This is a genomic window from uncultured Rhodoblastus sp. (assembly GCF_903903185.1).
In the GTDB taxonomy this organism is placed as follows: Bacteria; Pseudomonadota; Alphaproteobacteria; order Rhizobiales; family Beijerinckiaceae; genus Rhodoblastus.
Genome location: NZ_CAIUXT010000222.1, coordinates 1 through 13,967 on the forward strand (window position 1 = coordinate 1; position 13,967 = coordinate 13,967).

Annotated in this window: 14 protein-coding genes; 3 read left to right on the forward strand and 11 right to left on the reverse strand. The window is 63.9% G+C overall.

Going from position 1 to position 13,967, the window contains the following annotated elements:
* The 8 genes from actP to QZY01_RS19540 form a co-directional block, all read right to left on the reverse strand.
* Positions 1-1,215 (reverse strand): cation acetate symporter (gene actP, locus QZY01_RS19505; protein ID WP_294540512.1); only part of this gene is annotated, 1,215 nt, incomplete at its 3' end.
* The gene (locus QZY01_RS19510; RefSeq protein ID WP_294540514.1) at positions 1,215-1,520 is read right to left on the reverse strand and encodes a DUF485 domain-containing protein; all 306 of its coding nucleotides are present in this window, start codon (positions 1,518-1,520) and stop codon (positions 1,215-1,217) included. The genes QZY01_RS19510 and actP, both read right to left, overlap by 1 nt.
* A gap of 243 nt (positions 1,521-1,763) precedes the next feature.
* Positions 1,764-3,602, reverse strand: a complete 1,839-nt coding sequence (gene ilvD, locus QZY01_RS19515; RefSeq protein ID WP_294540516.1) for a dihydroxy-acid dehydratase — start codon at positions 3,600-3,602, stop codon at positions 1,764-1,766.
* 111 nt (positions 3,603-3,713) lie between these two features.
* The gene (locus tag QZY01_RS19520) at positions 3,714-4,211 is read right to left on the reverse strand and encodes an NUDIX hydrolase (protein WP_294540518.1); all 498 of its coding nucleotides are present in this window, start codon (positions 4,209-4,211) and stop codon (positions 3,714-3,716) included.
* Positions 4,208-5,203 (reverse strand): inorganic phosphate transporter, encoded by a 996-nt coding sequence (locus tag QZY01_RS19525; protein ID WP_294540520.1) that lies wholly within the window; start codon positions 5,201-5,203, stop codon positions 4,208-4,210. The genes QZY01_RS19520 and QZY01_RS19525 overlap by 4 nt, the downstream gene beginning before the upstream one ends.
* Before the next feature lie 9 nt (positions 5,204-5,212).
* On the reverse strand, positions 5,213-5,857 hold the full coding sequence (locus QZY01_RS19530; protein ID WP_294540651.1) for a DUF47 domain-containing protein: 645 nt from the start codon (positions 5,855-5,857) through the stop codon (positions 5,213-5,215).
* 202 nt (positions 5,858-6,059) lie between these two features.
* On the reverse strand, positions 6,060-7,610 hold the full coding sequence (gene proS, locus QZY01_RS19535) for a proline--tRNA ligase (RefSeq protein WP_294540522.1): 1,551 nt from the start codon (positions 7,608-7,610) through the stop codon (positions 6,060-6,062).
* Between the two features lie 229 nt (positions 7,611-7,839).
* Positions 7,840-8,019: a hypothetical protein gene (locus QZY01_RS19540; protein ID WP_294540524.1), complete on the reverse strand. Its 180-nt coding sequence runs from the start codon at positions 8,017-8,019 to the stop codon at positions 7,840-7,842.
* 326 nt (positions 8,020-8,345) lie between these two features.
* Here QZY01_RS19540 and QZY01_RS19545 point away from each other — a divergent pair, with 326 nt between their 5' ends.
* The 3 genes from QZY01_RS19545 (at position 8,346) to QZY01_RS19555 (ending at position 10,763) form a co-directional block, all read left to right on the forward strand.
* Positions 8,346-8,774, forward strand: coding sequence for a DUF1772 domain-containing protein (locus tag QZY01_RS19545; protein ID WP_294540526.1), 429 nt, complete (start codon positions 8,346-8,348; stop codon positions 8,772-8,774).
* 98 nt (positions 8,775-8,872) lie between these two features.
* Positions 8,873-9,868 carry a zinc-dependent alcohol dehydrogenase family protein gene (locus QZY01_RS19550; protein WP_294540528.1) on the forward strand — a complete coding sequence of 332 codons (996 nt, stop codon included), beginning with the start codon at positions 8,873-8,875 and terminating at the stop codon, positions 9,866-9,868.
* A gap of 13 nt (positions 9,869-9,881) precedes the next feature.
* Positions 9,882-10,763, forward strand: a complete 882-nt coding sequence (locus QZY01_RS19555) for an ADP-polyphosphate phosphotransferase (RefSeq protein WP_294540530.1) — start codon at positions 9,882-9,884, stop codon at positions 10,761-10,763.
* 304 nt (positions 10,764-11,067) lie between these two features.
* Here QZY01_RS19555 and QZY01_RS19560 read toward each other — a convergent pair whose 3' ends face one another.
* The 3 genes from QZY01_RS19560 to QZY01_RS19570 form a co-directional block, all read right to left on the reverse strand.
* The gene (locus QZY01_RS19560; RefSeq protein WP_294540532.1) at positions 11,068-11,877 is read right to left on the reverse strand and encodes a transglutaminase family protein; all 810 of its coding nucleotides are present in this window, start codon (positions 11,875-11,877) and stop codon (positions 11,068-11,070) included.
* Between the two features lie 190 nt (positions 11,878-12,067).
* Entirely contained in the window at positions 12,068-12,454 is a 387-nt protein-coding gene (locus tag QZY01_RS19565) for a hypothetical protein (RefSeq protein ID WP_294540534.1), read from the reverse strand.
* 195 nt (positions 12,455-12,649) lie between these two features.
* Positions 12,650-13,954: an SCP2 sterol-binding domain-containing protein gene (locus QZY01_RS19570; RefSeq protein WP_294540536.1), complete on the reverse strand. Its 1,305-nt coding sequence runs from the start codon at positions 13,952-13,954 to the stop codon at positions 12,650-12,652.
* Positions 13,955-13,967: the final 13 nt, after the last annotated feature.

The following is a 13,967-nucleotide window of genomic DNA, read 5'->3' on the forward strand; positions in this document are numbered from 1 at the left end:
CTTGACCACGGTGGCGTAGAGGTCGTGGCTGATCGCCGAGGCGCCCGCCAGCGTCAGACCCGACACGACCGCGAGGATCGTGGCGAAGGCCACCGCCGAAATGAAGCCGAGGAACAGATTGCCGCCGACCGCGTCGGCGAGATGAATCGCCGCCATGTTCGAACCGCCCCGGATGCCGGTGAGACCCTTGGCCACATCGGAGAGGAAATTCGGATTGGTCGAGACCAGCACGATCGCGCCGAAGCCGATGATGAAGGTCAGGATGTAGAAATAGCCGATGAACCCGGTCGCGTAGAACACCGACTTGCGCGCCGCCTTGGCGTCGGCAACGGTGAAGAAGCGCATCAGGATATGCGGCAGGCCGGCGGTGCCGAACATCAGCGCCAGACCCAGCGAGATCGCCGACAGCGGATCGGTGATCAGCGAACCGGGCGACATGATCGCCAGATGTTTGGGATGAACCTTGACCGCCTCGGCGAACAGGGCCGGAGGGCTGAATCCGAACTTGGCGAGCACCGCGAAGGCCATGAAGCTCGCGCCGGCAAGCAGCAGGCAGGCCTTGATGATCTGCACCCAGGTCGTCGCCACCATGCCGCCGAAGGTCACATAGATGATCATCAGCGCGCCGACGCCGATCACCGCGTACATGTAGGGCAGACCGAACAGCAGCTGGATCAGGGCGCCGGCTCCGACCATCTGGGCGATCAGATAGAAGGCGACGGTGACCAGCGTGCCGCAGGCGGCGAGGATGCGGATCGGCGTCTGCTCGAAGCGGAACGAGGCCACGTCGGCGAAGGTGAACTTGCCGAGGTTGCGCAGCGGCTCCGCGATCAGGAAGGTGACGATCGGCCAGCCGACCAGCCAGCCCACCGAATAGACCAGGCCGTCATAGCCGTTCAGGTAGACGAGGCCGGAAATGCCGAGGAAGGACGCCGCCGACATATAGTCGCCCGCGATGGCGAGGCCGTTCTGGAAGCCGGTGATGCCGCCGCCGGCGGTGTAGAACTGCGCCGCCGAACGGGTCCTCTTGGCCGCCCAGTAGGTGATGCCCAGCGTCAGACCGACGAAGGCGACGAACATGCCGATCGCGGTCCAGTTGGTCTCCTGCTGAACGACCTTCCCGGAAATGGCGTCGGCGAAAGCCCCGGAACAAAGGACCGGGGCGGAAAGCGCGGCGAGGACCGCCGCGGAGAGGGTGAATTTGCAACGCGACATCACTTGCTCTCCTCTACAATCTGACGGGTGAGTTCGTCGTAGCGGGCGTTGGCCCGGACGACATAAAAGCCGGTCAGGAGGAAGGCCGAGACGATGACGGCGATGCCGATCGGAATGCCGACCGTGGTGACGCCTTCGCCCGAAATCGGCGTGGCGAGAAAGGCCTTGTTGAAAGCGACAAGCAGGATGAAGCCGAAATAGATGAACAGCATCACCAGCGACAGAGTCCAGCCAAGCGTTTTACGCGTGGCGACGAGTTCCTTGAATTTCGGATTTTTTTCGATTTCTAATGAACTGACAGCCATTTGCGGCCCCTCCCTTATTCCCGAGCCTCTTCCAGTTGGCTTGTTTCGCCCGAAGGGCGTCCCGCCTTGACGCGGAAAAACCTTAGCCTGAAAGCGCTCACCTTCTCATCTCTAGCCTAGCATGCGCTACGAAGTGAGTTAGCACTTTGTCGAACATGAGGGCGCCATGCCTTGAAAACGGGCAAAGCCCCACCTCCCGATAAGCTGCGACGCAGACTTGTCCGGCAGGTCGAAGGCGAGCCGTTACGGAACGACGCGCACGGCGCCCCGGGCGGCGCTCGTGGTCATGGCGGCATAGGCGCGCAGCGCCGTGCTGAGCGGCCGCACACGGCCCACCGGCTTCCAGGCGTCCGCGCCTCTGGCCTCCATGACGGCGCGGCGACGCGCGATTTCCTCCTCCGGAACATCGAGGCGCAACTTGCGCTCCGGGATGTCGATCTCGATTTGATCGCCGTTTTCGACCAGACCGATCAGACCGCCCTCCCCGGCTTCCGGCGACACATGGCCGATGGAAAGCCCGGAAGTACCGCCCGAAAAACGGCCGTCGGTGATCAGGGCGCAGGCCTTTCCAAGGCCCATGCTCTTGAGATAGCTGGTCGGATAGAGCATTTCCTGCATTCCCGGACCGCCGCGCGGCCCCTCGTAGCGGATCACCACCACTTGTCCGGCAACAACCTTGCCGGCCAGAATGGCCTCGACCGACGCCTCCTGGCTCTCGAAGACAACGGCCGGGCCGGCGAATTTGAGCACGCTGGCGTCGACGCCGGCGGTTTTGACGATGGCGCCTTCCTCCGCCAGATTGCCACAAAGCACCGCGAGGCCGCCATCCTGCGAGAAGGCGTGTTCGACGCTGCGGATGACGCCGGTAGCGCGGTCGTCGTCCACCGCCTCGTAACGGCGCGACTGGGAAAAGGCTTCTTGCGTTGGCACGCCGCCGGGCGAGGCGCGAAAGAAGGTGTTGAGCCCGATACAGTCGTTGCGCTTGAGGTCCCATTTTTTCAGCGCCACATCGAGACTGCCGGCGTGAATCGAACGGACGTCGCGGTTGAGCAGGCCGGCGCGGTCGAGTTCGCCCAAAATGCCGAAAACGCCGCCGGCGCGATGCACGTCCTCGACATGCACATCGGGAACGGAAGGCGCGACCTTGCACAGCACCGGCACCCGGCGCGACAGCCGGTCGATATCGGCCATTTCGAATTTTATGCCCGCCTCGAAGGCGGCGGCGAGCAGATGCAGCACCGTATTGGTCGAGCCGCCCATGGCGATGTCGAGCGCCATCGCGTTCTCGAAAGCCTTGAAAGACGCGATCTGGCGCGGCAGCACGCTTTCGTCGTCGTGCTCGTAGTAGCGGCGGCACAGTTCGACGATGGTCCGCCCGGCGTTGAGGAACAATTCCCGGCGGTCGGAATGGGTAGCAACGATGGTTCCATTGCCGGGCAGCGACAGGCCGAGCGCCTCGGTCAGGCAATTCATCGAATTGGCGGTGAACATGCCGGAACAGGAGCCGCAGGTCGGGCAGGCCGAGCGCTCCATCGCGGCGACCTCCTCGTCGCTGGTTTTCGCGTCGGCGGCGGCGACCATGGCGTCGATCAGATCGACGGCGCGGGTCTTGCCGCCGACGGTCACCTTGCCTGCCTCCATCGGCCCGCCGGAGACGAACACCGCCGGAATATTCAGGCGCAGCGCGGCCATCAACATGCCCGGCGTGATCTTGTCGCAATTGGAAATGCAGACGAGGGCGTCGGCGCAATGGGCGTTGGCCATGTATTCGACGCTGTCGGCGATGATTTCGCGCGAGGGCAGGCTGTAGAGCATGCCGGCATGGCCCATGGCGATGCCGTCATCGACCGCGATGGTGTTGAATTCCTTGGCGACGCCGCCCGCCGCCTCGATCTCGCGCGCCACCAGCTGGCCGAGGTCCTTGAGATGGACGTGGCCGGGCACAAATTGCGTGAAGCTGTTGGCCACGGCGATGATGGGCTTGCCGAAATCGCCGTCCTTCATGCCGGTGGCGCGCCACAGGCCGCGCGCGCCGGCCATGTTGCGGCCATGGGTGGAAGTGCGGGAGCGAAGCTGCGGCATGGCGGTCTCTTGAGGCTGGCGATTTTTCCGCGCCGATCTTATTCGGGCAAAATCAATCAGGGTTGCCCGACGCCATACACAATCGCGCGGCCCGCGTCCATGTGCGCTACGTCACGCCCGATGCGAGCGGATGAATCCGGCGATCAACTCGGCCAGTTCCGGGTCGGAAACCGCCTCCATCGCCTCGGCGGCGGGAAACCATCGGGTTTCGCGTTCGTGCTTTTCCGGCCATGTTTCTCGCTGGCGCGTGACACGCAGCGCATAGACCTCGACCCGGCAGGATTCGACCTTGCGCGAAAAACGCTTGGCGTAGATGTATGAACCAATCGGCTCGGGCGAAATGACCCCAAGCAGGCCTGCCTCCTCGATGGCCTCGATCGCTGCGGCGGCGGAACCGCTGCGTCCGGCCATCGGCCATCCCTTGGGAATGATCCAGCGCCGGGTCTCGCGCGAGGAAACCAGCATGATCTCCAGCCTATCGAGATCGCGCCAGGGCAAGGCGGCGACTTGCAGCCGTTTCGGCGCGGCGGGCCGGGAGGGCGCGGCATGGCGGGTTTTTTTGGCCTTTTTCGGGGCCTTCGCCGGTTTCGCCGGTTTGGCGCGCCTCATGCCAGCCACCCGGAAGCCGCATAGGCCAGGGCCGCGATCAGGCCCGCCGCCGGCATGGTCAAAACCCACGCAACGACGATATTCTGCGCCACGTTCCAGCGCACCGCCGAGACCCGCCGCGCCGCGCCGACACCGACGATGGCTCCGGTGATGGTGTGGGTGGTGGATACCGGAACGCCGAGTCCGGTCGCCAGAAACAGCGTCAGCGCGCCGGCGGTTTCGGCGCAAAACCCCTGCATCGGCGACAGCCGGGTGATTTTCGACCCCATGGTGTGGACGATGCGCCAGCCGCCGAACAATGTGCCGAGCGCCATCGCCGACTGGCACGACAGCACCACCCAGAGCGGCACATGGAATTCGCCGCCCGCCCCGTGGGCGTAAAGCAGCACGGCGATGACGCCCATGGTTTTCTGCGCGTCATTGCCGCCATGGCCGAGCGAATAGGCCGAGGCGGAAACGAATTGCAGCAGCCGGAAGGTCTGGTCGACGGCGACCGGCGTGGAGCGCACGCAGGCCCAGGACACCGCCAGCACCAGCAGCAGGGCGAGGAAAAAGCCCAGAGCCGGCGACAGCACGATGGCCGCGCCGGTCTTGCCGAGGCCGCTCCAGACGATGGCCGACGGCCCGGATTTGGCGAGCCCCGCCCCGACCAGCCCGCCGATCAGCGCATGGGAGCTGGATGATGGAATGCCCAGCAGCCAGGTGACAACATTCCAGACGATCCCGCCGGTCAGGGCGCCGAAAATCAGCCGGTCGTCGACGAGGCTCTTGTCGACAATGCCGGCGCCGACGGTGTTGGCGACATGGAGCCCGAAGACGGCGAAGGCGACGAAATTGAAAAAAGCCGCCCACATCACGGCATATTGCGGCCGCAGGACGCGGGTCGAAACAATCGTGGCGATGGAATTGGCGGCATCGTGCAGGCCGTTCAGGAAATCGAACAGCAGCGCGACCGCGATCAGCGCGACGAGAATGAAGGAGGCGCCATCCATGCCCGAGCCTTACATATGTTCGAGAAGAATGCCGCTCACTCGACTGCCGAGATCCTCGAAACAATCGACGACTTTTTCCAGATGGCCGAAAATTTCCGATCCGACGATGTAGGCCATTGGCTGATTGTCTTTATGTTTGTGATATAATTCTTTCAAACCTTGCATATAAAGCTGGTCAGACTCTTCCTCCAGACGGGCGATCTTCTCTTGGGCGCTATTGAGCTGCGCCGCATGGGTGTTGATGGCGCGCAGCAGAGGCATGGCCTCCAGCGCGCTTTGCGCCGATTCCACGATCAGATCCCCGATTTTCACCATGTTCGGCTCGAAAACCGCGACATCGAATAGGCTGATCGCCTTCACGGTCTGGCGCATCTGGTCGATGGCGTCGTCCATGTCGGTGATCAAGGCGTGAATGTCGCCGCGATCGAACGGCGTGATAAAGCTGCGCCGAAGCGCCAGCAGCACCTCGCGCGCCACCACATCCGCTTCGTCCTCCTTTTTGCCGACCTCCGCGCAGAGCGCCCGAACGCCGTCGCCTCCATCCAGTACGGCCCGCAAACTCCGCGCCGCCTCCAGCGATATCGCCGCATGACGCTCGAACAGGTCGAAAAACCGTTCCTCTTTCGGCATCAATGCCTGAAGCCAGCCGAGCATCGTCGCCCCCAACATGACAGTTTCATGAATCTTTTATGACAAACGCCGGCATTATGACAATCGCTCACAGGACCAAACGGCGCGGGAACAGCCGATCATTTTGGCTAAGCTCGAAGCAGCGGAACGGTTGCGTCGCTATCGACCAGACCTGAAGTTCCAAACCTTTTTGTTTTAACCCCAGGAGGGAAGTGAACCCTCAATTTCAATAGGCTCGGGCGATCAGAATTTCCTCGACCGCCGGGCGTCCGGTGAAGACGCAGGCTGCGTCCAGGGGCGCCTGCCGGCCGGTGGGGACGTTGCGCAACGTCAGTTTGAGCGCCTTCAGCCGCGCCTCGACGGCTTCCAGTTCGCCGCCAGTCGGACGCGCCCAGGGCGCGCGCGCCCAGCCCCGGAAACTGGATCTCGCCTCGTCATCCTCCGCAGCCGCGCCGAAATAAGCAGCAATGGCCTCGAAATCCTCAAAATCCGAGCGGATATTGCCGTCGAGCCGGGCCTTGGCCTCGGCATAGAGATTGGCCTGAATTTCCGCCAGCAGATCAGGCGCCCGCTCCAGAAAACCGCTGCGCAGAATCCCCTGCGAGACGATTTTATCGCCGTCGCGCAATTTATCGCGGCGAATCAGGGTGACTTGATCGGACGCCATGTCGCGCGGGCCGACTTCGAGCAGGATCGGCGCGCCGCGCCGCACCCAGTCCCAGCGCTTGTTGGCGGAGCGGGCCGGCTTGTTGTCGAGTTTTACCCGCAAGGGCTGGCCGAAAGCCGAAAGCTTGCCGATTTCCGCCTCAAGCCTTTCGCAATAGGCCAGAACTTCCGCGTCTTCCGGCTTTTCGCGCAGCATCGGAACGATGACCACCTGTTTGGGCGCGATGCGCGGCGGCAGCCGCAAGCCGTCGTCGTCGCCGTGGGTCATGATGACGCCGCCGATCAGCCGGGTCGAGACGCCCCAGCTGGTGGTGTGGCAGAATTCGAGGTCGCCGGCCGCCGACTGGTAGCGAATGTTCTGCGCGCGAGCGAAATTGGTTCCAAGATAATGCGAGGTGCCGGCTTGCAGCGCCTTGCCGTCCTGCATCATCGCCTCGATCGAAAAAGTCGCTTCGGCGCCGGGGAAACGCTCGCTTTCCGGCTTTTCGCCGACCACCACCGGCATGGCCAGGACGTCTTCTGCGAGCGCGCGATAGACTTCGAGCATTTTCAGGGTTTCTTCGAGCGCGTCTTCTCGCGTGGCATGGGCGGTATGGCCCTCCTGCCACAGAAATTCGGTGGTGCGCAGGAACATCCGGGTGCGCATTTCCCAGCGCACGACATTGGCCCATTGATTGATCAAAATCGGCAGGTCGCGATAGGAGCTGACCCAGCGCCGGAACGCGTCGCCGATGATGGTTTCGGAAGTCGGGCGCACCACCAGCGGCTCTTCGAGTTCCGAGGCCGGATCGACCACCAGCTTGCCGTCCACCACCTTGAGCCGGTGATGGGTGACGACGGCCATTTCCTTGGCGAAGCCTTCGACATGGCTCGCCTCCTGGGCGATGAAGCCGAGCGGGATGAACAGCGGGAAATAGCAGTTTTCATGGCCGGTGCGCTTGATGTCGGCGTCGAGCGATGCCTGCACCAGCTCCCAGATTCCCCAGCCCCAGGGCTTGATGATCATGCAGCCGCGCACCGGCGAGGTTTCGGCGAGATCGGCCTGATCGACCACCGCCTGATACCATTCGGGAAAATTGTCTTCGCGGGTGACAGGCAGGGCGCGCTTCATGGAATTTTTGATCGCTTTTTCGGCGCCGGTCCAGCCCGCAAGGTCCAGAAGCCTTGGCAAATACCGGACGCCGGCCCCCTGCCCCGATGACGGGAGAGGGGGCGTCGACGCCCGTCGCGCTGGCCATTTCAAATCTTGTGAGTCGGAAACGACAGGGAATGACAGGAGAACCTGTACTGGACCGAAAACGCGCGCATTGCAACGCCGTCGCGTCTGCCGTTCCTGCCGATCAGCGCTGGCTTTTCACCGCATGGGCCGGCTTGCACCAGGCCAGTTCGCGCATTTCGCGAACGATGCTTCCGGGGCGCAACGCCGCCTGGGGCATTTCGCCCTTGACGCCGCTTTCCTGACACCAGGCGAAATGGATGCGCGTCGGCAGCTTGCAATAGGCGCAGCGGGTGATCGGCATGGGACGTCCTTTCGAAACATGTTGATCCGTATCGGCCGGATTGTCGCCAACCCGCCCTGCCCCTTTGTCCGCCCCTCGCCGCGTGTTGCATTTTCTCGATCGCCGTCCGGCGATCTTTTCGTCATCGACTCCAAGCACGGATCATGCCATCGACACGCTGAACAGAGGGTTAAGGTCGAAACCCGCCGCCTCCGCCCTGCCGTGAAAAGGCTTCCGGTCGCCCGGCAAAAGAGCTATGACCGATTTCTACGCATCGCGCCGAAAACAAGATGCGCGTTGATCCTGAAAAAGCATCGGCGCGCGCGAAAAAAATCGGAAACCCGTCCATGCTCCCTGGTTTGCTCGCTCTGGTTTTCTCGTCGGCTTTCGCCGGCGCCGCGCTTTATCTCAATCTCGTCGAGCAGCCGGCCCGCCTCGCCCTCGACGATTCGTCGATGATGCGCGAATGGGCGCCGAGCGACCGGCGCGGCTTCGCCCTGATCGGCGGGCTGGCGCTGTTGTCGGCGCTCGCCGCCCTCGCGGCCTTTGCGCAGGGGAGCGACATTCGCTGGCTGGTCGGCGCGCTGATCGCGCTGGCGACCTGGCCCTATTCATTTTTCATCGTCGTGCCGCTCAACAATCGCCTGCTCGCCGCCTCGCCGGGCCAGCCGGCCGCCGATTCGCGCGAGATCGTCACCTTCTGGGGCCTGCTCGAATGGGGTCTGTTCGCCATCGGCGTCGCCTCCAGCAGCGTTTTCGCCTGGATTTTGGGGTGAAATCCGGCTGACGCCGCTTCGATTTGACTTGGCGCCGCAGCCGGTTGACTTGGCGCCGCCGCCGGGTCGAAACTCATCGGGTTCGGGAGTCGCCCCTCATGCATGCCATGGTTTTGAACCGTATCGGCGCGCCGCTCGAATGGATCGAGCGGCCCGATCCGTTCCCCGGCCCCGGCGAAATCCGTATAAAGATCGCCGCCTGCGGCGTCTGCCGCACCGATCTCCATGTGGTGGACGGCGAATTGCCCCATCCGCGCTTGCCCATCGTCCCCGGCCATGAAATCGTCGGGCGCGTCGACCGGATCGGCGAGGGCGTCAGCGGCTTCGACATCGGCGAGCGGGTCGGCGTTCCCTGGCTCGGCCATACCTGCCGGAAATGCGCCTATTGCGCGAGCGGCCACGAAAACCTCTGCGACGCGCCGCAATTCACGGGGTTCACCCGCGACGGCGGCTATGCCGACCTCGTCGTCGCCGACGCGCGCTTCGCCTTTCCGCTCGGCGAAGCGGGCGAGGATGCGTCGCTGGCGCCTCTGCTCTGCGCCGGTCTGATCGGCTGGCGGGCGTTCAAGATCGCCGGCCGCAGCGCCGGCAGGCTGGAGCGGCTCGGCCTCTATGGTTTTGGCGCCGCCGCGCATATTCTGGCCCAGGTCGCGGTCAAGCAGGGCCATGAGGTTTTCGCCTTCACCCAGCCGGGCGACCGGACCACGCAGGATTTCGCGCGGAAAATGGGCGCGGTCTGGGCCGGCGGCTCGGACGAGGCGGCGCCGGAAAAACTCGACGCGGCGATACTTTTCGCTCCGGTCGGCGCGCTGGTCCCGCCAGCGCTGAAATCCCTGCGCAAGGGCGGCGCGGTGGTCTGCGCCGGCATTCACATGAGCGACATTCCAAGCTTTCCTTACGCGTTGCTGTGGGAGGAGCGCCAGATCGTCTCGGTCGCCAATCTGACCCGCCGCGACGGCATCGAATTTTTAAGGCTGGCGCCGCAGCTCGGCGTGAAGACCACGACAAGGCTTTATCCGCTCCTTCAGGCCAATGCGGCGCTTGCCGACCTGCGCGCAGGCGCCTTCGATGGAGCCGCGGTATTGATTCCGTAAGGTGGAAAAAACGATGGCCAAGGACAAGCCGCTGTTCGACATCAAGAAATTTCGCGTCGGCGAAGACCGGAACGTCGATCTCGCCAAATGGCCGACGCTCATCGATCCCGTCTATGACTCGAAGGACGATTATCGCGCGCGGCTCGCCGAGCGGGTCGCGGCCCTGAGCGACGCGCAGCAAAAGCTCTATGCCGGCAATCGCCATGCGCTGCTTTTGATCTTTCAGGCGATGGACGCGGCGGGCAAGGACGGCGTCATCCGCCATGTCATGTCGGGAGTCAATCCGCAGGGCTGCCAGGTCACGAGCTTTAAACATCCCGGCGGCGCGGAACTCGACCATGAATTTCTCTGGCGTTCGATGCGGGTTCTGCCGGAACGCGGCCAGATCGGCATTTTCAACCGCTCCTATTACGAAGACGTGCTGATCGTGCGGGTGCATCCGGAACTGCTGCAAGCCGAGGGGCTCGACCCCGGCAAGGACGCGGACGCTTTCTGGGCGGAGCGCTACCGTTCCATTCGCGGCGTCGAGCGCCACCTAAACGCCAATAATGTGCATGTGCTGAAATTCTTCCTCCACCTCTCGAAGGAGGAGCAGCGCAAGCGCTTCCTCGCCCGCATCGACGAGCCGGAAAAGAACTGGAAATTTTCGCAGGCCGACATCGTCGAGCGCGGTTACTGGGACCAGTACCAGGCCGCCTACCAGCTCTGCCTGTCGGCCACCAGCACCGAAGCCGCGCCCTGGTTCATCGTGCCCGCCGATGACAAATACTCGACGCGGCTGATCGTGTCGCATATCGTGCTGGACAAGATGGCTTCGCTCAAGCTGGCCTTTCCGGAGGTCAGCGCGGCGCGCAAGGCGGAGCTGAAAGCGATCCGCTCGCTGCTGACGCTGTAGGGCCTTTCGCTTTCCGGCCGTACTTTGGCGGACCCCGGTTTTTGAAGCGGACTTTAAGCCACGATTTCTGCCCACCAGCCCCTCATGGTGAGGAAGGCTCCGTTGGGCGGCGCGAGACGCCCAACGGAGCCTGTCTCGAACCATGGGCCGCCGAAGATGCCGGGAGAAGCCGCCGATGAAACGGTGCGGCTAACGAGTCCCTCACCCTTCGAGACGCCTGCCAAAACAGGCTCCTCAAGGTGAGGGGATTTGTGCGGGTCAAAGGGACGGCGTGGCGACACGCTCAGCTATGGCCAAGCCTGCGTCAGTCCGGCAACTCGTCCACCCAGACCCGGAAGCTGCTGATGTAATTCCGCCCGAAGAAATGCACCAGCGGCACGTCGGCGGCGTCGCGGCCCTGCGACATCAGGATGCGGCCCATGCGCGGGGCATTATTGCGCGGGTCGAAAACCCACCAGCGGCCGCCGAGGAAAACCTCCATCCAGGCGCAGAAATCCTGATCGGCATAGGGCTTGGGCAGGCCGACGTCGCTGATGTAGCCGCTGCAATAGCGCGCGGGGATGTTGAGCCCGCGCGTCAAGGCGACAGCGAGATGGGTATAGTCGCGGCAGACGCCGATGGCCTGCGCATAGGTCTGCCCGGCGGTGCGGCTCGGGTCGGCCTGTTGATAGTCAAAATGGATATGATTGTGGACGAAGTCGCAAACCGCCTGGACCCGCGCCCAGCCCGGCGAGATGCTGCCGAACAGCTTCCAGGCCTCGCCGGACAGCAGGTCGCTTTCGCAATAGCGGCTGGGGAGCAGGAATTCCAGCGTGTCCGGCGGCAGGTCCGCCACTTCGTGCTGGATGGCGCTCGAATTGACCGGATCATAGGCGCGGTTGGCGTGAAAGACCGAGTCGGAGGTGATGCGGATCAGGCCGGCCGGCGCGACCAGCCTCGTGCAGAGATTGCCGAACCCGTCGATATAGGTGTGCAGCGGCACGACCGGTTCGGTGCGCAGATAATCCGGCTGTTCGAGCTGCGCGGACTGGCGCTGGTGCACGTTGAGCAGGCAGATCATCGGCGAGTCCGCCGGCGCCTCGTAAGTCATGTCGAAGCCAATGCGAATACGCATGAAAATTCCTGTCCGAAATGGTTGGAAGGGCAAGGTTCGGCGGGCCGGCGCGAGTTTCCCCTTCGCCTGGCCCTCTTGCGCCGTTACGCGATTCAAGCAGCGAAATGGGGTGGAGCTATGCGCGAGTCTGTCCCGCGACCGCCTCTATATAGGGATCCCCGGATCAATATCCAATCGCGGGCGCGACCTTTCAGCCGCTGAGCTTCCAGCCCTCGCCGACGCGGCAGGCCTTGCCGCTGCCGACCTGCGGACGGCCGTTGACATAGACCGTATGGGTGAAGTCGCGGCAATCGCCGCCGCCCGCCGCCGGCGCGACATAGCCGTAGGAGCCGTCATCGCCGCGCCAGGTCTTGCGCTCGCCGCTGGCCAGCGCCGCCAGTTCGGCGTTGTTGGCGGCGCTGCGGGCGCCGGGCGCGAGGCTCGACCCGAGCGCGCCCTCGGCGAGGCCGACATAAGGCGGCGGCGGAGGAGGAGGAACGGCGGCGGCGGCGTTGGTCGTCGCGGCCGGCGTCGAAGCGCAACCCGACAAGGTCGCGAGAACAGCTAGGGCGAACCCGGCGCGCGCCACAGAAAACACGGCAAGACCTCCAGATAACGGCTTTGCGCGGCGGGCGCGCATCTGGACATAGTCTAGCGTCCGGCGCCGCGCCGTAAAAGACGATGATGACGAATTTTAACCGGTGTGTTTTTCGGGTCGCGTCCTGTCGGGGGGAAAGCCGGCGCCCGCGCTTCGTTTTCGATCGGCGTCGCCGTAATCCGGCGGCACGCGGTCTCAGCCCGGAAAACATTTGCCGAACGACGCCAGGAGTTGCGGCGGCCCCTTGAGCTTGACGGCGCGCGCGATTAGGACGCGAAAGAGCGAAGTCTCCTTGTTGACGAAGCGCACCCATGACCTTCCGTCGGCGGTTATTTTCAAATTGGCCTGGCCATGCAGGCCATCCCACACTTCGAGACGGCCTTTGCGGATGGTCATCGTCGCTTCGCAGGCCTGCGGGCCCGTGAAGACGAAGTGATAGACGGCGTCGAGCCTGCCCGCCTTGCCCGGCTGGAAGCTCAAGGGCGCCCCCGCGAGGAAATCGCGGATTGACGTGGCGCGCGCCCCCGACCTGACCCAGCGAATGGTTTTGTGCGGAAAGCGCCGGGCGACATGGTCGGCCGCATCCGTTCCCTTGCCGACGAAAACGGTTTCCTGCTTTTGCTTGAGCGGATCGACGATTTCCCTGAGATGGCGGCCCTTGTCCTGCAGATAGGGACCGATGACGTCGTCGCCGGCGGGGCAAACGGCAATGCAATAGGCGGCGTTGTAATTCGGCCCGTAAGCCAGACTCTGCCAGCGCGTGACGGTTTCGGCGTAACTCTGCCTGTTGCGAAAGTCCCGCGCCGAGCGCGCGTCGGCGACATCTTCCACGAAATTGACGAAGCCGCCCATGAACTGCTGGTAATTATGGGTAAGGCAGGCGGAGAAATCGAAATAGCCGTCGGGCTTGAGGGCGCCCACCGGGCAGGCCGCGACGCAGAGCTTGCATTCGAAACAGGGATTGAAGTCGAGCGGTTGGCCGTGGGTCTCGACCTCCTCGCCGATCAGCACGCAGCCGAGCAACACGAAGCTGCCGAATTTCGGATGGATCAGGCTGCGATGGACGCCCATTTTCCCGAGGCCGGCCGCCTCCGCGACGCGCTTGTGCGACACGACCCAGCCGCGCCGGGGAAAGCGTTCGGTCTCCATCGGAAAGGCCATCGCCGGATTCAAGGCGCGGACGCCGCTGTCTTCGAGCCTGCCGACAATGCGGCGGGCGATTTCATCGACCTCGCGCCCCGTCGAATGAAATTCGAGATTGGCGACCGAGCGCGCGGGCGAGCGCACCGGTTCGCGATTCATGCGCTTGACCAGCGCGAGCAGGGTGCGCGTTGACGGAAAAGCGCTCAAGACATGCGGCCGTTCCTCGTCCATCGCGGGATGGTCGATCGAAACGAGGCCGGCGTCGTCGGCGCCGCAGGCGCGCGCCAGATCGAGGAGTTGTTGCGCGGAAATTTCTGGGCGCAAAGCCTCATCCGCCATCGACGTTTTCACGGGCATTATCGTGCTCTCC